Origin of the sequence: Seonamhaeicola algicola (assembly GCF_007997385.1) — a bacterium.
GTDB lineage: Bacteria > Bacteroidota > Bacteroidia > Flavobacteriales > Flavobacteriaceae > Seonamhaeicola > Seonamhaeicola algicola.
Genome location: NZ_VOSC01000012.1, coordinates 524,830 through 545,571, shown reverse-complemented (window position 1 = coordinate 545,571; position 20,742 = coordinate 524,830). Strand labels below are relative to the sequence as shown.

The window sequence follows — 20,742 nt, the reverse complement described above, 5'->3', positions numbered from 1 at the left end:
TAAAACCAAGGGGGTTTTAAAAAATTTACGTCATTACCATAAATAAGCTTACAAAAAAATGAACCAAAAAAAAATAGATAGAATTATTGTTAAATTAATAGATAATACTATCTCTGAAAAAGAGTCTGAAATACTTAAAGCTTGGTTACAAAACAAAGCCAACCTTGAATATTTCAACGCATTTGTAGAAGTTAACCATTTAACCAATGCGCTTCACAAATTTCCTTATACCAATGCGCTAAATAAAAGCTTACAGCAAATTAACAAAAAACGTTTACATGTTAAAAGGTTATTTAGGTACGGCATTGCAGCATCTGTAATTGCACTACTTGGTTTTGGTTATTTTATGCTAAACAATAATACAAACAGTGTTAAAGTTGCTACACAAAACAACATACATGCTGGTACAAATAAAGCTACTCTAACTCTTGAAGACGGCAGTAAAATAGCCCTAGAAAAAGGGCAAAATTATATTAACAACAATATTAAAAGTAATGGTAAAGAATTAATTTACAGTACACCCGCTACCACAAAACAAAGTATATCTTACAATTATTTAACCATTCCAAGAGGCGGACAATTTTTGGTAAACCTATCAGACGGTACTAAAGTTTGGTTAAATTCAGATTCGCAATTAAAATACCCAACAAATTTTATTGAAGGAGAAACCAGAACTGTAGAGCTTGTATATGGCGAAGCTTATTTTGATGTATCACCAAGTACTATTAACAATGGCACTAAATTTAAAGTATTAAACAACCACCAAACTATTGAAGTTTTAGGAACAGAATTTAATATAAAAGCCTATAAAGAAGACACACATATTTTAACCACTTTGGTTGAAGGAAAAGTAATGGTTACTAACCATACAAATAGTACCGTTTTAAAACCCAATCAGCAATCAATAATTACCCCTAACAACAACAAAATTATAGTAAACACCATTAATGTTTACAATGAAATTTCGTGGAAAGACGGCGTATTTAGCTTTAAAAACAAGCCTTTAAAAGAAATAATGATGGTTTTATCTAGATGGTATAATGTTGATGTAAACTTTAAAAACAAAAATATTGAGCATGAGCTTTTTGGAGGCTCTTTTGATAAAACACAAAATATAGAAGAAATTTTAACAATGATACAAAACGCAACAAATATGTCTTTTATTATTCAAAATGGACAAGTAATTATAGAATAATAAAAAGGGAAAAGGAACAGAGTTTAGACATCCTACCGTACCATTCTCAGTTCCTTTTTAAGGCGTATTTAATTAATTAAATGTTTAACTAACTAAAAACACTCAAATTTATGAAAATTAAATTTATTCGAGTTCCTATAAAATATAGGAAACAACTCTCTTTGATGCTTATGAAAACTCTCATTTTTTTATTTTGCGCCTTATCCTTTGGGTTTAATTCTAACAACAGTTTTTCACAAAATATCAAAATAAACATTGATAAAGAACAAGAAATATCTGTTATAGAAGTTTTTGAACTTATAAAAGAAAAAACAAATTATAGGTTCATTTACAAAACCGAAGATTTTAAAAATGCCCCAGAAATTCACTTAAAAAAAGGCACTATAACAGTTCATAACTTACTATCAAAAAGCCTATCGTTTAGTAATTACGTGTATGAATTAACACCTAATAAAACAATTGTTTTAAAACAAAAAGAGTTTATTAGGCAAGATGTTTACCAGCAACAAATAAAAGGTACTGTAACCGATAAAAACGGAGCACCACTACCAGGTGCAAACATAACTATTACAACTGCCAGTGGTGATTTTATTAAAGGTGTGGCTTCAGATTTTGATGGCGGCTTCACCGTTACAGCCTTAAAAGGCCATATTATTAAAGTATCTTTTATTGGTTTTTTAACTCAAGAGTTTGTGGTAAACAACCAAACCGAACTTAATGTAGTACTCCAAGAAAATGCCAACAAACTAGACGAAGTTGTACTTAGTACGGGTTACCAAAAAATTTCAAAAGAACGCACTACTGGCTCGTTTGAAAAAATTAACCAAAAAACACTTGGCATAAAAACCACTCAAAATGTATTTGATAAAATTGAAGGTGAAGTTGCTGGGGTTTTATTTGATACTAATGGAGGTAGCTCTGCAATTATTAGAGGTATTAGTACTATAAATTCTGTAAGCCAGCCTTTAGTGGTTGTAGATGGGTTTCCTATAGAGCAAGGTTTAGAGACTATAAACCCCAACGATGTAGAAAGTATAACCATTTTAAAAGATGCAGCTGCGGCATCTATTTGGGGTATTAGAGCGGCTAACGGTGTTATAGTTGTTGTTACCAGAAAAGGTGAAAGAAACAGCAAAACCATGGTTAATTATTCATCAAACTTTTCAATAACTCCACAAACTGATTTACACGAACTTCCCTATGCATCAACAGCTAGTTTTTTAGAGTTTGAAAAACACATGGCTGATAATGCTTGGAGAAACCTACCTAATGCCTTTAATCCTTCTAACATAAGCGAAGGGCTAAACACATACCTTCTTTTAAATAACGGTAACATTACCCAGGCTGAAGCTGATGAAACAATAAACAGACTTCAAAATATTGACAGCAGGCAACAGTTTGAAGACTTGTTTCTTTCTAACCAAACTTGGATACAACATAATTTAAGTGTTGGCGGTGGCGGCGCTAATAGTAGTTATCAAGCATCCATAGTATACAATCAAAATAAGAACGATAATTCTCTTTTAAATAATAATAGTGATCAAATTATTGCTAACATAAGTAATCAAATAGACATTTCACCAAAACTTACTTTTACTGGTAGAATAAACTATTCGCATACAAGAAATAAGTTTAACGGTATGTCTATAGGAGATGCACAAGGTTTAGATCAATATCAAAATATAATTGATGAAAACGGTAATTACTTAACACAATCGCAAGGGTTTTATCAAGAATTTAAAGATGCTCGTAGCGTAGAAAATGGATACCCTTATAACTGGGATTATAATTTACTACAAGAGTTTGAGAATAAAAACAACAAATCAACCTTTTCTCAAATACGTTTACAGGCTGCTTTAAAATATAACATAACAAATTATTTATCTGTTGAGGGACGTTATCAGTATGAAGAAGGCGCTTCAAAAACCAGAAATTTGTATAACGAAAACACTTTTTTTGTTAGAAATTTAATAAATACCTATACAACAACTGCCACAGGTAGTGCCGTTAGTGCTATACCTGAAGGTAGTATTTTAGATAGATCAAACTTCAATCAAAACGCTCAATCTGGTAGGTTACAATTAAACTACAACCAATCATTCAACAACAACTTACATAACATTACAGCCATTGGTGGTTACGAGGTTAGAAAAGTTATGTCTAACAGCAACAGCAATAGGCTATACGCGTATGATGATCAATCGTTAGATTTTGCAAAAAACATAAATTATGCTGATTTGTTCCCTACGGTGTACTTTTTTGGAGAAAGACAAATACCATTTATTGACCGAATTACAGAAGCAGAAAACAGATACATATCTTATTACGGTAATGCTGCATATGCTTTTGACAGAAGATATAGTTTAACCGGCAGTGTACGTTTAGATGATGCTAACCTTTTTGGTGCCAGTAAAAAATACAAAAACATTCCGTTATACTCTATTGGTGGTAAATGGGCCATACATAATGAAAACTTTTTTAATAGTAAAACCATTAATAACCTATCACTTAGAGCCACTTACGGTAGCAACGGTAATGTAAATAACAGTACAAGCCCATTTGTACAAGTTGGTATTTCTAGTGATCCGTTTACGGGCAACCAATACGGTTTTATTTCTAACGTAAAAAACCCAGAATTAAGGTTAGAAAAAGTATATGTAACTAACCTTGGTTTAGATTTTGGTTTGTTTAACAACCGAATTAACGGTAGTATAGAGTATTATAATAGAAAAAGTGAAGACCTGTTATCTAACGTTATTTTCCCATCAATACTTGGGTTTAACTCTGCTCTAATTAATGCCGGTGAAATGGAAAACAAAGGTCTAGATATTTCTTTACGAGGCTTAGTAGTTGATGCAAAAGATTTTAAATACAACACAACGTTAAATTTTAGCTACAACAAGAATACGGTAACTAAAGTTGATGTTCCTAATGACACACCATTTGCCTACACTATTACTCAAACACCCCTAGTAAACACACCATTACGCTATTTATACAGCTACCAATATGAAGGGTTAAATGACGAAGGTGATCCTTTATTTTTAAATGAAAATGGTGATTTAGTTAATGAAGACATTAACGTTGTTGAAGCTTTAAAATATGAAGGTACCACACTGCCTAAATATTATGGCAGCTGGATAAACCAATTCACCTACAAAGGGTTTACTTTAAGAGCCTTAACAACCTTTAAATTGGGCCATGTATTTAGAAACACTAATTTCTTAGACTACGCAGAACTTCCTAATAGGTTTGGTGGTAACCACTACATACATGAAGACTTTGAAAGCAGGTGGCAAAACCCAGGTGATGAGTTAACAACCACAATTCCTAGAATACCTACTACAAGAGCAGATGCTAGACTAGATGCATATTTAACATATTACAGGTACGGTAGTCAAAACATAGATGATGCTTCACACATACGCTTAAAAGAAGTTGTTTTATCATACAATTTAAACCCTAAAACAACCAGCGCTATTGGCTTTAACAACCTAAGCTTCAATGTGCAAGCCAGAAATTTAGCATTAATAAATTTCAATAAATGGAATGTAGACCCTGAAAGCTTCATTTTTTCACAAAGACCAACTTTTACGGTTGGTATAAATGCTAACTTTTAAATAATAAACTCATGAAACATACTATATACATACTTTGTCTTGCGCTTTTAGTGTTTTCTTGTGATAGAGAAGAATATTTAGACATTCAACCAAAAGGTCAAGTAATTCCCACTAAAATTAATGATTATAGGCTACTTTTAGACCAAACCGACGTATTTGGTGTTGATGGCCTACAAGTAATATCCCCTGGTTTTGTTAATACAGCTGCTAATACAGAATTAGCAAGTGATGATGTTATGATTACCGATAACCTTCTTAGTTTTTATCCTGAAGGAGATGTTGGTACAAATACCTTCACTTGGAATGATAACATTTACACACCAGCACAAGAAGATCCAGATTGGTCTGCACTTTATGGCCAAATATATGTTACCAATATTGTGTTAGAAGAAATTTTAAACACAACCGACGGTACTTTAGATGAACAAATGGCGCTAAAAGCCGAAGCATTAGCACATAGGGCTTTTGCATATTTTTACCTTGTAAATTTATATGGTAAGCATTACAACCCAACCACAGCCGATACTGATTTAGGCGTACCTTTAAGACTCACAAGTCAATTAACAGGCCTTCAGTTTCCACGTGCTACAGTAAAAGAGGTATATGAACTTATTTTGAACGATTTAAACGAGGCTGTTTTATATTTACCCGATACCCCAGAGCTAGTACATCGTCCATCTAAAGCGGGTGTTTATAGTTTATTAGCAAGAGTTTATTTATACATGGGCGATTATGAGAATGCTCTTAACGCTTCAAATGATGCATTAGCTTTATCAAACACGGTAGTGGATTTTAACACCTATCCAGATTGGTTTTTCCCTGGCATTGCAAGACAAAGTGATAAACCACAAGAAGATCCAGAAATTATTTGGCACAAAGCATCAAATGCAACGTATAGTTTTACAATAGCTTCTGATGATTATTTAAGCCTTTTAGAAGACAATGACCAACGTAGACGAACATTTGCAGGCCCTGAACTTTACGGACTTACTGGACCTGAGAAAATTTATGCCGTTGGTTTTATAAGAAACTTTAAACCTATTGGGCCTTCTACGCCAGAAATGTATGTTACCAGGGCAGAATGTTATGCAAGATTAAACAATTTAGATGCCGCCTTGGCAGATTTGAATACACTACGCGAAAAACGCATGGATACAGGTAAATTTACACCTCTATCTAGCACAGATCAAGCTGAAGTACTGGCTTGGGCAAAAAGAGAAAGACGTTTAGAGCTTATAATGAAAGGGCATCGCTTCTTCGATTTAAAACGTTATAATGTATTTGATACACCTACTATAGATATTACACACACGTACAATGGCACTACATATACATTGCCTGCAAACAGCAATAATTGGGCTTTACCAATAGCTCAAAAATATATTTCGCAAAACCCTGAAATTGGCGAAAATATAAGAGATTAAAAAGTTTTCTAATTCCTTTTAAGCTTAAGAAGCTAAATAGCAATTACGCTATTTGGCTTCTTTCATCAAAAAAAACGAAGCTTTATAAAGGTTTAAATTTTATTTAAAACCGCTTCAATAATTCCATTATTTATGAAAAAAATAACAATAAAACTATTGTTTCTTTTTTTGATAATTACAGCTTGTAACACAAAAAAAGAAACACCATTAAGCACCTGTAAAATAGAAGTACATACTAGTGGTGTTGGCACAGGTGAAATATCTATTGCTCCCTACCAACGCGTTCAAAGTATGGAAGAATACAATAAATTTACCATAAAAGATTCTTTAAAAAACAACGTATCAATTATTGAAATAGATACAACCCAAGCTTTAAGACGTGTAACCCTAAGGCATAACAACAAAACTTACAGCACCCAACTTTTTACTGGTGTAGGAACATATAAATTAATTATTGAAAACGATAGTCTTATTGTTGAAGGCACACCAAAACACAATGAGTTTTTAAAAATTAGTAACGCTTTAGGAATAGCTAAAATGGAACGCTTAAAATACAAAAAAGACCCAACCGAAGCCGAAACTAATTTTATAAACAATTACGCCAATAAACTTATTGAAACCATTAAAAAGCACCCAGAAAATGTGGCACTAGCGCAAACGGCTTATGCGCAATTTTGGAGTGCAGATGCAACAACATTAGATAAAGTTATAAATAGTTTTGATGTTAGTTTACTCAACAATTACTTTTTAGAACCCTTGGTGGAACGTCGTAAAAATTTAGACTTAGTAAAAGTAGGGCAACCAGCACCAAATTTCACATTAAAAAGTATAGAAAATAAAGACATTTCATTATCAGATTATAAAGGTAAACATCTTTTAATAGATTTTTGGGCCTATTGGTGTGGGCCATGTATTAAAGGTTTTCCTGAATTAAAAGAAATAAGAAAATCATATTCTGAAGAAAAGCTAGCCATTTTAAGTATTAGTACAGATAAAAATTACGACAAGTGGGTTGAAGCTGTAAAACAACACAAATTACCATGGCCACAAGTTATAGATGATGCTAATTTACCTGTTGATGTTGGCTCTAAATATGCTGTAGTTGCTATTCCGCATTTAATATTAGTATCACCCGAAGGAAAAATAATTTACAAGCACCAATACACCGATAATTTAACAGATGAATTAGCAAAAATTTTAAACTAAAATAAAAATGAAAAAACTTCTTTTAGCATTTAGTATAGCATTTAGTGTAGTTGCATGTAAACAAACCCAAACTAAACCAGTAGATTATATTGTGATTTCTGGAAAAATTGATAATTCAAATCAAAAAAATATCACCTTAACTAGTGATTTAATGTTTGATGTAAACCCGAACCCAAAACACAGTATTAAAATTTCTGAAGATGGTACATTTAGAGATACATTAAACATATTAAACGGTATCTATTGGTATGCCCAAGGCAACAATAAAATGACTCTGCATCTTTACAATGGCGCAAACCTTAGCATTAACTATAACGCAAATAATTTCAAAAATTCATTAAAACTAAATGGCGAAGGTTCAGGAGTTGCTAAATACCATGTAAAAAAAGATAGCATTGTAAACAATGCTTATAAAAACCCAACTGGAAACGCAAGTATTTTTTCATTACAAGAAGCTAATTTTATTTCTAAAATAAACAGTATAAAGGCCAGTTTAGAAACAGCATTATCAAACACAGATAGTATACCAAACAGTATAAAAAACAAGGAAAAAAGAGCTATAAATTATCAATACATAGATTTTATTGCTAGGTACAAAAATGTATACCCATACTTAAGTAAAGATTCTACATACACACCTTCAAAAACTTTAACAAAGACTTTAGATACTTTAACTTATGATAGAGATGAAGATTTTATGTTTTCAAGATTGTATCAATACCAATTGTTTAATTTTTATAAGGATATTACGGTAAAAAATACTAAAAAAAACAATCCTCCTATATTAGAGCGCTTAAAAGTTTATAATACCATCCCTAGTGAATTCATTAAAAATAAAATGTTGTTTTATGAAACTAACACAGGTTTACCTAGAGAAGATGTATTAGAACCGATTTATAATTATTATGCAACAAATGCTACTAATGAAACTGATAAAGCAACTATAACAAAACTTTATAATGAACTAAAAGTTTTAAGTAAAGGACAGCCATCACCAACGTTTGAAAACTACGAAAATCATGCTGGTGGATCCACATCTTTAAAAGATTTTAAAGGTAAATATGTTTACATTGATGTTTGGGCAACTTGGTGTGGCCCATGTAAATACGAAATTCCTTTTTTGGAAAAAGTAGAAAAAGAATTTCACAATAAAAACATTGCCTTTGTAAGCATATCTGTAGATACTAAAAAAGCTTACAACACATGGAAAAACATGGTAACTAATAATAATATGGGAGGTGTGCAGCTTTTAGCAGATAAAGCTTTCAACTCAAAATTCATTAAAGATTATAAAGTAAATGGTATTCCTAAATTTATTTTAATAGATCCAAACGGTAACATAGTTAGCGCAAATGCACCAAGGCCATCAAGCAAAGAAATTAGGCCGTTATTAAACACACTACTAAACTAAATAGGTGCAGTTTTATAACCGTAATCTAAAATAAACTTTAACATTTTTATAACGAGAGGGTTTTAAAAATATAGCGTCATAGTTACGTAAAAATAAAAACAAAATAATGAAAAAAATTTTAACACTACTAGCAGTTGTACTAGTTTGCAACGTGTCATTTGCTCAAGGGGTTTCGTTTGAACATTCATCATTTAACGAAGCACTAGCAAAGGCAAAAAAAGAAAATAAATTGTTGTTTATGGATTGCTTCACTACGTGGTGCGGCCCTTGTAAATGGATGACAAAAGAAATATTTCCGCAAGAAGAAGTAGGCAACTTTTTTAATGAAAACTTTATAAGTATTAAAGTAGATATGGAAAAAGGTGAAGGTATAGATTTAAACAAAAAATATGGTGTACAAGCCTACCCAACTTTATTATTTATTGATGGTAACGGAAATGCCGTACACAAATTAGTAGGCGGTAAACAAGCTGAAGATTTAATTGAGGGCGCAAAATCTGCCTTAAACCCCAACTTACGAATTGATGTTTTAAAAGAAAAATACATAGCTGGCAATAGAGATTACAACTTTTTAACAACCTATTTAAAAGCTTTAAATGATCAATATGATAAAGAGAATGCTTCTATTGTAGCTAAAGATATTATTGCACTATCATCTTTAGATAAGTTTATAACAAAAGATTTGTTTTACATAATAGCATCAGCTCAATACCCATACAACTCAAAAGCTTACAATTATTTGCTTGAAAACAAATTACAAATAAAAGAAATAGCTGAAGATTATACTTACAACAGTGTTTTAGGAAGCCCCATAATGGCACACTTAAAAGCTTATGTAAAGAACTGTAAAAGTTTAAAAAAACTATATACCGAAATTGAAAGATGTAATAAACAGTTTGATATAAGTGGTTTCGGAGATATCTCAAAAAATTTAACTTACACTTTTTATATAGAGAATAATCAACTAAAAAAATGGTACAACGGTAAAATTGAAGATGTAGAAGCACTAAAAGGAGACCAAAAATACATATACGTTTATAACAGTATTTGCGATGAAATTTTAAGAACCCCAAAACTAGCTGCAGAAACATCAATTTTTAATGACTTTTTAAAGAAAGCTCAAGATTTTTCATCAGATAAAGAAACAGGAATTATAATGGGTAATTTAATGTTAGCAAAGCTATATTTACATAAAAAAGAAAAAGAAAACGCCTTAAATGCATTTAATGTTTTCTTTGAAGAAAATAAAAAAGCTGGCGGTAATAACACGCACCCATCAGTTACTAACTTAAAAAGGGCTATAGAAACTATTTAGAAAATTAGTTCACTTTCTTACTATAAAAAAACCATGCTATAGCGTGGTTTTTTTTGTAACTACTTAGTAATAATTACATAAATAAAACTAGGGTTTACTTCCATTATAACATGTACAACCAAATTAATTTTTAAAAAAACAACTACAAATAAGCAACTTCAAAAGTATTAAAAATATCAAATTATACTCAAGCTTAACACGTAACTAAAGCTTTAAAATAAAACACATAAACATTTGAAAACCAAAAATTAACACAAGATACAAACTATAAAATGTTATGAAAACCTTAAGTGAATGTTAACTTTTGCGGCGTGTTAAAAATTAACATTAGTTAGCTAAACCTGTTGTATAGTTTTGCCTGCTGAAAAAAACAAAATTTAAACAACAGAAATGAAAACAATGAACAAAATTTTAGTTTTAATAACTATAGTTTTATGCTCAGTATCAACCTTTTCCCAATCAACCAATGCATCAATTAAAGGAAAAATAACTGATACTAATAACGCGCCTTTATTAGGAGTAAACATCTTAATACAAAACACAGCTACAGGTTTTAAAACGGGTACCAACTCTAACATGGAAGGTGATTTTATTTTAAAACAATTACCTCTTGGCCCTTACACCATTACAGTTTCATACATAGGTTATAAAACCGTTACTCAAAATGATTTAGAATTAAATTTAAGTGATGAAATTGTATTAAATATTAATTTAGAAGAAAGCGCATATGATTTAGAAGCTGTTGTACTAAAAACCAGCGGCATGACAAAACGTATAAAACAACTAGGTGCTTCTACAAAAATTAGCAGTCAGCAAATTAAAAGCTTACCTGCAGAAGGTAGAAACTTTACACGTTTAACTAGCTTATCTCCACTACAAGGAGGCGGATCTTTAAACTTAGGAGGACAAAGAAGAACATCTACCAATATTACTATTGATGGAGCTAACGCGCGTAATACACTAACTGCTGGCGAAGTAGGCCGTGGCCCTTTTACCATTTCACAAGAAGCTATTAGAGAATTTGAAGTTTCCACTAATGATTATACAGTAACTCAAGGGCGTCAAAGTGGCGGTTCTTTAAATGCAGTAACAAAATCTGGAACAAATGAATTTCACGGTAGTGCTTTTGGCTTTTACAGAGCCGATGCTTTACAAAGCAAATATGATATTAGGGGGCAAGAAAGAGATGCTGATTTTTATACCCTACAAACAGGTATTAGCTTAGGTGGTCCAATTATTAAAGACAAGTTACACTTTTTTACAACTTATGAAAGACAAGATGCAGGGAGCCCAGTAACCATTGCAGATATTCAATCTGAAGATGATGAAAACCGTTACGGTGTAACACAAGAAAATTTAGATAGATTTTTAGACATTGCAGGAAACCAATACGGCGTTAGTGATGCAAAACAAGTAGGGCAATTTGACAGAGAAACACAAGCACACAACTTATTTGTGCGTTTAGATTGGCAAATTAACAATAAGCATACGCTTACTTTAAGAAATTTATACAATCAGTACAAAAGCCCTATGAGCACAAGTGACAATTCTAACTTTGAAATTGCAGAATCTTGGTCAGACTTTGAGTCTCATGAAAACAGTACATTGTTATCCTTACGCTCTGTATTTTCAGAAAAAGTAACCAATGAATTTAAACTACAATACCAACACGCAGAACGTGCTTATTTACCAAGTTCGCAATTACCTAGTTCTAACATTCCTAGAGCCATAGTTGATGTAACATCTCAATTGCCAAACGGTAATACTAGATCTAGAACCTTTCAGTTAGGTGGCCAACGTTATTCTCCTGAAACCAATTTAGAACAACAAGTACATATTGCAAATACTACTTACTTAAGTACAGATAATGTAAACTATACTTTTGGTACAGACAACACCATTACATATTTAGAAACATTATTATCAAATGAGCAAAACGGACGCTTCTTTTTTGATTCTTTAGATGATTTTGAAAATGAAACCGCAAGCAGATATGCAAGAGAAGTACCTTTAACAGGTGTACCTCCTGTAGTAGAACAAACCGTTTATGATTTATCTTTATTTGCTGAAGCCGATTTTAACATTCATAAAAACATTAATATAATTGCAGGTTTACGTTGGGATGCTACTATTTTTTCAAAAGCAGGAGCATTCAACCCTGTTGTGTATGACGAATTAGGTATAAAAACAAGCAATCAACCTACAGATTTTGATAATATTCAACCAAGATTACAAATGACTTGGAATATAAATGGTAATGACAAAGATATTTTAAAACTTGGTGGTGGTGTATTTTCATCGCAACCACATTACTATGCCCAAGTAAACAACATTCAAAATAGTGGCGTATTATTAGGTGCCATTGATGTATCTGGAGATAATGTACCTCCTCCAAATTTTGAAGCATATAGGCAAGACCCATCTACTGTACCAGGTGTGCCAGATGGCGAAACACCTTTTTCTACAATTAACGCTGTAAGTGATGATTTTGAAGTTCCAACAACCTTTAAGGCTAATTTAAACTACACACACTTTTTTGATAACGGTATTTATTTAGGCATTAATGCTTTATTAAGCCATACAAAAAATAACTACACCTATCAAGAAGCTAATTTAGTAGACGATCCTTTTTTTACAACTCCTAACGGAAGAGATGTTTTTGTACCAGCAAACACCATTGGTAGTAATGGAAGGGTAGATTGGAAAGCCTCAAGAAAAACTGATAAAGTAGGACGCGCTTTATTATTAACATCAGATGGCATATTAGACCAAGCTGCATTGATTATTAATGGCGGATCTAAAATTGGAAAAGATGGATACTTAAATGCAAGTATAACATTTAACAAAACAAAAGACAACTCTTCATATAACTGCTGCGTTGCAAACACCTCTACATTTTTACCTGTTGAAGGAGACCCAAGAACCTTAAATTACGGATATTCAGATAATCACTTTGGAAGTAAAGTTATTTTAAACGGTGCAACTCCAACCTGGAGAGGCTTTAAATTAGGCCTTACTGCAATAGGTACAGGTGGTTCTAGGTATTCATTTAAAGTAGATAATACCACAAGTGTTAATGGAGACTTTAATTTAAGTAATGATATAGCTTATGTTTATGACCCTAACAACCCAAATACCCCAACTGAAATAGCCGAAGCTTACAACCAAATATTAAACGATCCTGAAACTACAAAAGGCTATAAAGATTATTTAAGAGAAAGCTTTGGTGGTTTTGCAAAACGAAATGGTGGTAAAAACCCTTTTTATTACACTGTAGATATGCGCTTAACTAAAGACATTAAGTTTTACGGTAAACAAAACTTACAACTATCTGCCGATGTATTTAACTTAGCTAACTTATTAAACAAAGAATGGGGAACAAGCCACAACTACGGAAACAGAGAACTAATGAAAGTAAATGGATTTGACCAAGCAACAAATTCTTACTCATACAACGTACAAACTGGTGCAGGTACAGAGCCTATTGGTGGTACACCATGGAGGCTACAACTTGGCGCAAAATACTCTTTTTAAACAACATTGTTAGTTGCCTTTGCTTAATGAGAAATTATTAAACTAAAAAGGCTGGTTTACAGAAGATTTATTTCTTCTGTAAACCTTTTAAACAGAAATTAATTATAATAAAACAAATAATAATGAAATATATAAGTATACTTTTTTTTACAGTACTTTTTTTTGCTTGCAAAAGCACTAAACTAAATAATGAAAATGAAGTACTTTCAGAAAAAAACACTACAGACTTTACACTTACATTTGGTTCATGCAACAAACCAAATAAAAACAACTTACTATGGGATGATGTTTTAAACTTAAAACCTGATGTATGGATTTGGGGAGGCGATAATATTTATGGAGATTCTGAAGACATGAATAAAATAAAGGCCGATTATGAAATGCAACAAAAACAAAATGGTTATGCTGAATTAGTAAAAAACACTAAAATTATTGGTATTTGGGATGACCATGATTTTGGTAAAAATGATGCAGGTACAGAATACCCTAAAAAGAAAGAAAGCCAACAATTAATGTTAGATTTCTTTAATGTATCAAAAAACGATCCTAGAAGAAACCAAGAAGGCATATATTCTTCTGAAATTTTTAAAACTAACAAAGGGAGTATTAAAGTTATTTTACTTGATACACGCTACTTTAGAACTGGCATTTCAAAAGCTGAAATTAATGGCTCACAAGAAAACAGAACTTTGTTAGGCACAAAACAATGGGAATGGTTAAATAATGAATTACATAACTCTACAGCTGATTTTAATGTTATTGTTAGTAGTATACAAACCATAGCCCAAGAACATCCTTATGAAAAATGGGCAAACTTTCCTAATGAACGAGAAAAGCTTCTAAATTTAATTGCCTCATCTAACGCTAAAAGAGTTATACTTTTATCTGGTGACAGGCATATTTCAGAATTTTCAAAATTAAAACACAAAGCAATACCTTATCCATTAATAGATTTTACCTCTAGCGGTTTAACACATGCTAGTTTTAACTTTAAAGGAGAAGCTAATTCTTTAAGACATGGTGATGTAATACACACTTATAGCTTTGGCGCTTTATATTTTGATTTTAAACAGAAAAAAGTAACTATGCAAATGCGTGGAGATAATAACACTATACAACAGGAATTGGTGCAAGTTTACAACTAAACCAATTGCTTAAATGTAGAAAGTTTGAGTTTTTAAATTTTTTTAAAGATTGGGAATTTGCTTTTAAAAAGGTAAGTTCCCTTTTTTTATTTACAGTTTTTCTAATGCCGCAGCAATCGATTGTCTAGTAGTACCAATTAAATCTCCTAAATCTTTTTGAGTTAATAAATTAAATAGCACATATTCATTACCAGAATAATCATGCACTTTATTATCAAAATAAGTACTTAAATATCTTAACTTTTCTGTAGTGCCTTTTTCATTAGACATTTTTACTTTTTTTTCTGCATTACACCAGCGCTTTACCAAATAGCGAATAAACCAATCTGTTAATATAGGATCGTCCATTACCACGCGTTTAATAAAGTCTAAATTATAAACACGCAGCTTACAATCTATCATTGTTTTAGAGTATTCATAAAACTGTTTATTTTCTAAATATTCAAAATTTCCAAAAAAGTCTCCATCACCTAAAACTTCATAAATAAAGGGTTTTCCTTCTTGGTTATATGTACCCAACTTTACAGCGCCCCGCACTATTTGGTAAATGTTTTTTGATCTAAAAATAGCCTTATAAACATTATTTCCCTTTAATTTGATGGTTTCAGTAACATAATTGTCTAAATCAGGATAATGCTCTTTTAAGTGTTGGTGAACATCAAAATTTTGAAATTTTTTTATTGTTGCAGAATGTAAATTAATCATTTTTAAAGAGAGAATATTAATGATACAAATTGCAGTTTTTAAAGAGAATGAATGTTACGCTAGTATTATTAGTAGTTTTCTGTAACATTAAATAAAGAATTTTGGTTAAAAACACTACTAACCTAACCTCTCCCCTTTTTAGCCCCTTTTTCAATAAGAAACTTGTCATCTTAACATTTTCAAAAAAACAATTATAACAGATAACTAGTAACAATAACGTATAAAACTAAAAAAGCCTTTACATTTCTGTAAAGGCTTCTTTTTAAACGCTCCTCAGGTTGGGCTCGAACCAACGACCCTCTGATTAACAGTCAGATGCTCTAACCAACTGAGCTACTGAGGAAGGTTTTGTTTCGCTTTTGCGAGCGCAAATATATATATTATTTTAGTTCCCACAATACTTTTTTAAAAAAATTTTAATCAAATATTGCTTTGTAGATATCATTGCCGTTTGCAAACAGTACTAAAGCTATTAAAATAAAGAAACCAACCATTTGTGCATACTCCATAAATTTATCACCAGGTTTTCTTCCTGAAACCATTTCATACAATAAAAACATAACATGGCCACCATCTAGAGCAGGAATTGGTAATAAGTTTAAAACCCCAAGCATAATAGATAAAAAGGCAGTTATACTCCAAAATGATTGCCAGCTCCAAGTTTTAGGAAAAATATCATAAATGGCTTTAAAACCACCTACACCTTTATAAGCACCAGTACTTGGTGTAAATATAGCCCCTAATTGATCCCAATAAGACACTACTCTATCTTTTGCCTTTTTTAAGCCAACTGGGAAAGACTCAAAAAAACTATAGTTTATTTTTTCAAAATTATAATATCCTAATGCTTCAAGGGTTTCAGGTGTAGACCCTGCTGCGTAAACTAAGCCTAGTTTAGCGCTATCACTCACTTTTAAGGTTAGATTAATTTCAGATTTATCTCTTAAAACCTTAGCTGTAACGTTTTGTCCTTTAAATTTTGATAGGTTTGCAACAACCTCATCCCCATACTTAGTATTTACATCATTTAAACCAATAATGATATCGCCTTTTTTAAGTCCGCTACCTTTATTAAATGAGGTGTCTGGCACTTCAACAATGGCAAAAGGTGTTCTTAAGTCTATAAATTTTCGTTCTTTAGAATCTATTAATTGTGCTAAAAAATCTTCAGGTAATGTAATAGTAGTTTGCTGGCCATTTCGCTCTATAGTAACATTTTTTCCAAACAATACTTTTTCAGATATTTCAGAATATTTTTCAATAGTTTCACCATCAACCGTTAGTATTTTATCTCCTGTTAATAACCCCGCATCATTAGCTACTTTATTATCTATTAAAAGGCCATCTTTTATGTTTTCATTTGGCAAAAAGGTATCACCATAAAAATAGCTCATACCTACATAAATAAGTATTGCTAAAATAAAGTTAACGGTTACACCACCAAGCATAATTATTAAACGTTGCCATGCAGGTTTAGAGCGAAACTCCCAAGGTTGTGGCTCTTGTGCCATTTGCTCGGTATCCATGCTTTCATCAATCATCCCAGATATTTTTACATAGCCGCCAAGTGGCAACCAACCAATACCATAAACGGTTTCTCCTATTTTCTTTTTAAATAGTGAAAACTTAACATCAAAAAACAGGTAAAACTTTTCTACTCTAGTTTTAAAAGCTTTGGCAGGAATAAAATGCCCTAATTCGTGTAAAACTATTAATAATGATAAACTCAGTAAAAACTGAGATATTTTTATAACAAACTCCATATATTTTTAATCAAAATTTTTTTGATAACCGCACAAAAGTAATCTTTTAAACCAAGTATAAAAAGACATTTATGTATTGCACACCTATTTAACACGAATTTAAGTAACATACATTACCTAAGTTGTCTCTATTTCGTTGTATTTTTGTAACAATTATTTTACCAATTACCATGCTTAATTTTTTTAAAGGTTATAAAGTATTTGCTATTGTTTTTGGTGTTATTTCAGTAATAATAATAGCCCTAATTTATAATACACTTAATGTTTACCAACCACTACCAATTTATCAACCAGCTATGGTTAGCACTGAGCTTGTTGATAGTACTATTCAATACAAAAAAAAATATCATAAAATAGCCGATTTTTCTTTTACCAACCAAAACGGAAAAACTGTTACACAAAAAGATTATGAAGGTAAAATTTATGTGGCCGATTTCTTTTTTACAACTTGCCAAACTATTTGCCCTATAATGACAAAAAATATGGAGCAAATACAAAGCGAAATTTTAAACGATGATGATGTTATGCTGCTATCGCACTCGGTAACACCCGAAATTGATACCGTTGCGCAACTAAAACGCTACGCCATAAAAAAAGGTGTTAATGATGCTAAATGGAATTTAGTTACAGGTAATAAAAAAGATATTTACGCTATGGCCCGAAAAAGCTATTTAGCAGTAAAAGATAATGGTGATGGCGGCCCTTTTGATATGGTACACACTGAAAACTTTATGTTAATTGATAAAAAACGTCAAATTCGTGGGTTTTATGACGGCACTAATAAAGCTGATATTGAAAAACTTTTAAACGACATAAGACACTTACAAAAGGAAACCAGTAAATAAACACACCATAAATTTTAAGTAAACTTTAAACCCTTAAACTTTTAAAAGTTTAAACTTTTAGTTTACTTTGCTTCTTTAAAATCAATCTAAATAAGTTTGCAATATACCTTAGCTCATCTTAAAAAAGGTGAAACTGCTGTTATTACTGATGTTTCATCAACCGAAATTCCATTAAAATTACTAGAAATGGGTTGCTTACCTGGTAATACAGTACAATTATTACAAGTAGCGCCATTTACAGACCCTATTTACTTAAACATAAACGGATCGCATGTAGCTATTAGAAAAGAAACAGCACAACTTATTTTAATTGAAAAAAGCACGCTATGAGTAAACAAATAAACGTTGCTTTAATTGGAAACCCCAATACTGGAAAAACATCGGTTTTTAACGCTTTAACTGGTTTAAACCAAAAAGTTGGTAATTACCCTGGTATTACTGTTGATAAAAAAGAAGGTATTTGCAAACTACCACGTGGTTTAAAAGCCCACGTTTTAGATTTACCCGGAACCTACAGCTTAAACGCCTCATCACTTGATGAAAACGTTGTTATTGAACTTCTTTTAAATAAAAATGATAAAGACTTTCCTGATGTAGCAGTAGTAGTTACAGATGTTGAAAACCTTAAACGAAACCTACTACTTTTTACACAAATTAAAGATTTAGAAATACCAACATTGCTGGTTATTAATATGGCCGATAGAATGCAAAAAAAAGGCATTTCATTAGATATTAATTATTTAGAAACACAATTACACACTAAAATTGCTGTAGTTAGCACCCGAAAAAATCAAGGTATTGATACCTTAAAAGAACTTATTACAAATTATGGTATGCTAAACACCAAACCCTGTTTAGATATTAGCACCATTGATACCACCTACTTTCAAAACTTAAAAAAAACATTTTCTAACCAACTACTTTATAAATTATGGTTGGTAATTACCCAAGATGTTAACTTTGGAAAAATCCAGCGAAATGATTTTGATGCTCTAAACGATTTTAAAACGAAAAGTAATGCAGATTTAAAACGTTTACAACAAAAAGAAACCATTAAACGCTATCAATTTATAAACAATGTCCTTAAAAAAGGATTGATAGTAAATTTGGCAAACGCTACAGATTTACGCATAAAACTAGACCGTATATTAACACACAAAATATGGGGTTACCTCATCTTTTTTGTTATTTTATTTTTAATGTTTCAAGCGGTTTATGATTGGGCAACCTACCCCACAGATTTAATTGATGAAGCCTTTGCATCATTAGCTAATTGGGTGAAAAACACAATGCCAGCAGGTGCATTTACTAATTTACTTTCCGAAGGTATAATTGCAGGTATTGGCGGTGTTATGGTATTTATCCCTCCTATTGCTTTCCTGTTTTTGTTTATTTCATTGTTAGAAGAAAGCGGTTATATGAGCCGTGTAGTATTCCTAATGGATAATATAATGAAACGCTTTGGCCTAAGTGGTAAAAGTGTTGTGCCTTTAATTTCAGGAAATGCCTGTGCAATTCCTGCTGTAATGGCCGCCCGTAATATTGAAAACTGGAAAGAACGCCTTATTACCATTTTAGTAACACCTTTCACCACCTGTTCAGCACGTTTACCCGTGTATGTTATAATAATTGCTTTAGTAATTCCGCAAGGTACATTTTTAGGCATGAGCTATAAAGCGCTCACCCTAATGGGCTTATATATTATAGGCTTTTTAACCGCCATAATATCGGCTTACATTTTAAACAAAGTTTTAAAAATAAAAAGTAAAACCTACTTTGTAATTGAAATGCCAAGTTATAAAATACCGCTATTTAAAAACGTTGTATTTACAGTTGTAGAAAAAACAAAAACTTTTGTTTTAGAAGCCGGTAAAATAATTTTAGCCATTTCTATTATTCTTTGGGTATTAGCCTCAAACGGCCCTGGAGATAATTTTAATAATGCTGAAAGTATTATAAAAACTGAAAACCCATCAATTTCTGAACCTGAGTTAGATGATAAAATAGCAGCCCACAAGCTACAATACAGCTATATTGGTATTATTGGTAGAGCTATTGAACCAGCTATTAGACCTTTAGGTTACGACTGGAAAATTGGTATTGGCCTTGTAACATCATTTGCTGCACGCGAAGTTTTTGTAGGCACTCTAGCAACCATTTACAGTGTTGGAAGCGCTAGTGATAATGAAGATGAAGATACCATTAAAAGCAAAATGGCTGCCGAAGTACATAGCAATGGCACCAAAGTATTCACCTTAGCATCAGGTATTTCACTGTTACTATTTTATGCCTTTGCTATGCAGTGTATGAGTACTTTAGCCATAGTAAAACGTGAAACAAACAGCTGGAAATGGCCCATACTACAATTAGTTGTAATGAGCAGTTTTGCATACATAACAGCTTTAATAGCATTTCAGTTTTTAAAATAAAATGTTTGTAATTTAACCTATTTATACCGACCAAAGTAGCATGAACACCTTAATACAAAACATACTTGTTTTTTCAACCGTAGCAATAGCTTTTGTATTTTTGGTTAAAAAATTTATGCCAAAAAAAACCAAAACCAATAAAGGTTGTGG

13 protein-coding genes and 1 tRNA gene are annotated in these 20,742 nt (G+C 31.7%); 11 read left to right on the top strand and 3 right to left on the bottom strand.

Annotation, left to right across the window (positions count from 1 at the left end; translation table 11 throughout):
* Window positions 1-58: 58 nt before the first annotated feature.
* The 8 genes from FUA26_RS04840 to FUA26_RS04805 all read left to right on the top strand — a co-directional run bounded on the left by FUA26_RS04840 (window position 59) and on the right by FUA26_RS04805 (window position 14,850).
* On the top strand, window positions 59-1,195 hold the full coding sequence (locus tag FUA26_RS04840) for a FecR family protein (RefSeq protein ID WP_147132309.1): 1,137 nt from the start codon (window positions 59-61) through the stop codon (window positions 1,193-1,195).
* A gap of 170 nt (window positions 1,196-1,365) precedes the next feature.
* Window positions 1,366-4,815 carry a SusC/RagA family TonB-linked outer membrane protein gene (locus tag FUA26_RS04835; protein ID WP_186826857.1) on the top strand — a complete coding sequence of 1,150 codons (3,450 nt, stop codon included), beginning with the start codon at window positions 1,366-1,368 and terminating at the stop codon, window positions 4,813-4,815.
* An 11-nt stretch (window positions 4,816-4,826) separates the two neighbouring features.
* Window positions 4,827-6,239 carry a RagB/SusD family nutrient uptake outer membrane protein gene (locus tag FUA26_RS04830; RefSeq protein WP_147132303.1) on the top strand — a complete coding sequence of 471 codons (1,413 nt, stop codon included), beginning with the start codon at window positions 4,827-4,829 and terminating at the stop codon, window positions 6,237-6,239.
* A gap of 132 nt (window positions 6,240-6,371) precedes the next feature.
* Entirely contained in the window at window positions 6,372-7,445 is a 1,074-nt protein-coding gene (locus FUA26_RS04825) for a TlpA family protein disulfide reductase (RefSeq protein ID WP_147132300.1), read from the top strand.
* 7 nt (window positions 7,446-7,452) lie between these two features.
* Window positions 7,453-8,856, top strand: coding sequence for a TlpA family protein disulfide reductase (locus FUA26_RS04820; RefSeq protein ID WP_147132298.1), 1,404 nt, complete (start codon window positions 7,453-7,455; stop codon window positions 8,854-8,856).
* A 106-nt stretch (window positions 8,857-8,962) separates the two neighbouring features.
* Window positions 8,963-10,171, top strand: a complete 1,209-nt coding sequence (locus tag FUA26_RS04815) for a thioredoxin family protein (RefSeq protein ID WP_147132295.1) — start codon at window positions 8,963-8,965, stop codon at window positions 10,169-10,171.
* A gap of 399 nt (window positions 10,172-10,570) precedes the next feature.
* Window positions 10,571-13,705, top strand: coding sequence for a TonB-dependent receptor (locus FUA26_RS04810; RefSeq protein WP_246109070.1), 3,135 nt, complete (start codon window positions 10,571-10,573; stop codon window positions 13,703-13,705).
* Window positions 13,706-13,827: 122 nt separating this feature from the next.
* Complete coding sequence (locus tag FUA26_RS04805; RefSeq protein ID WP_147132289.1) at window positions 13,828-14,850, top strand: alkaline phosphatase D family protein; 1,023 nt, start codon at window positions 13,828-13,830, stop codon at window positions 14,848-14,850.
* 90 nt (window positions 14,851-14,940) lie between these two features.
* Here the strand turns inward: FUA26_RS04805 and FUA26_RS04800 are convergent, their stop codons facing one another.
* The 3 genes from FUA26_RS04800 to rseP all read right to left on the bottom strand — a co-directional run bounded on the left by FUA26_RS04800 (window position 14,941) and on the right by rseP (window position 17,318).
* Window positions 14,941-15,555, bottom strand: a complete 615-nt coding sequence (locus FUA26_RS04800) for a Crp/Fnr family transcriptional regulator (RefSeq protein ID WP_147132287.1) — start codon at window positions 15,553-15,555, stop codon at window positions 14,941-14,943.
* Window positions 15,556-15,824: 269 nt separating this feature from the next.
* A tRNA-Asn gene (locus FUA26_RS04795) sits at window positions 15,825-15,898 on the bottom strand.
* Window positions 15,899-15,971: 73 nt separating this feature from the next.
* On the bottom strand, window positions 15,972-17,318 hold the full coding sequence (gene rseP, locus FUA26_RS04790; protein WP_147132284.1) for an RIP metalloprotease RseP: 1,347 nt from the start codon (window positions 17,316-17,318) through the stop codon (window positions 15,972-15,974).
* A gap of 170 nt (window positions 17,319-17,488) precedes the next feature.
* On the opposite strand from rseP, the gene FUA26_RS04785 reads away from it, so the two are divergent.
* The 3 genes from FUA26_RS04785 (at window position 17,489) to feoB (ending at window position 20,592) form a co-directional block, all read left to right on the top strand.
* Entirely contained in the window at window positions 17,489-18,163 is a 675-nt protein-coding gene (locus FUA26_RS04785) for an SCO family protein (protein ID WP_147132282.1), read from the top strand.
* A gap of 96 nt (window positions 18,164-18,259) precedes the next feature.
* Window positions 18,260-18,493, top strand: a complete 234-nt coding sequence (locus FUA26_RS04780; protein WP_147132279.1) for a FeoA family protein — start codon at window positions 18,260-18,262, stop codon at window positions 18,491-18,493.
* Window positions 18,490-20,592, top strand: a complete 2,103-nt coding sequence (gene feoB / locus FUA26_RS04775; RefSeq protein ID WP_147132276.1) for a ferrous iron transport protein B — start codon at window positions 18,490-18,492, stop codon at window positions 20,590-20,592. The genes FUA26_RS04780 and feoB overlap by 4 nt, the downstream gene beginning before the upstream one ends.
* Window positions 20,593-20,742: the final 150 nt, after the last annotated feature.

Bases quoted from the DNA above. Each gene is read 5' to 3' on its own strand.
- FUA26_RS04840 (WP_147132309.1), top strand. From the start codon at position 59: ATGAACCAAAAAAAAATAGATAGAATTATTGTTAAATTAATAGATAAT.
- FUA26_RS04835 (WP_186826857.1), top strand. From the start codon at position 1,366: ATGAAAACTCTCATTTTTTTATTTTGCGCCTTATCCTTTGGGTTTAAT.
- FUA26_RS04830 (WP_147132303.1), top strand. From the start codon at position 4,827: ATGAAACATACTATATACATACTTTGTCTTGCGCTTTTAGTGTTTTCT.
- FUA26_RS04825 (WP_147132300.1), top strand. From the start codon at position 6,372: ATGAAAAAAATAACAATAAAACTATTGTTTCTTTTTTTGATAATTACA.
- FUA26_RS04820 (WP_147132298.1), top strand. From the start codon at position 7,453: ATGAAAAAACTTCTTTTAGCATTTAGTATAGCATTTAGTGTAGTTGCA.
- FUA26_RS04815 (WP_147132295.1), top strand. From the start codon at position 8,963: ATGAAAAAAATTTTAACACTACTAGCAGTTGTACTAGTTTGCAACGTG.
- FUA26_RS04810 (WP_246109070.1), top strand. From the start codon at position 10,571: ATGAACAAAATTTTAGTTTTAATAACTATAGTTTTATGCTCAGTATCA.
- FUA26_RS04805 (WP_147132289.1), top strand. From the start codon at position 13,828: ATGAAATATATAAGTATACTTTTTTTTACAGTACTTTTTTTTGCTTGC.
- FUA26_RS04800 (WP_147132287.1), bottom strand. From the start codon at position 15,555: ATGATTAATTTACATTCTGCAACAATAAAAAAATTTCAAAATTTTGAT.
- rseP (WP_147132284.1), bottom strand. From the start codon at position 17,318: ATGGAGTTTGTTATAAAAATATCTCAGTTTTTACTGAGTTTATCATTA.
- FUA26_RS04785 (WP_147132282.1), top strand. From the start codon at position 17,489: ATGCTTAATTTTTTTAAAGGTTATAAAGTATTTGCTATTGTTTTTGGT.
- feoB (WP_147132276.1), top strand. From the start codon at position 18,490: ATGAGTAAACAAATAAACGTTGCTTTAATTGGAAACCCCAATACTGGA.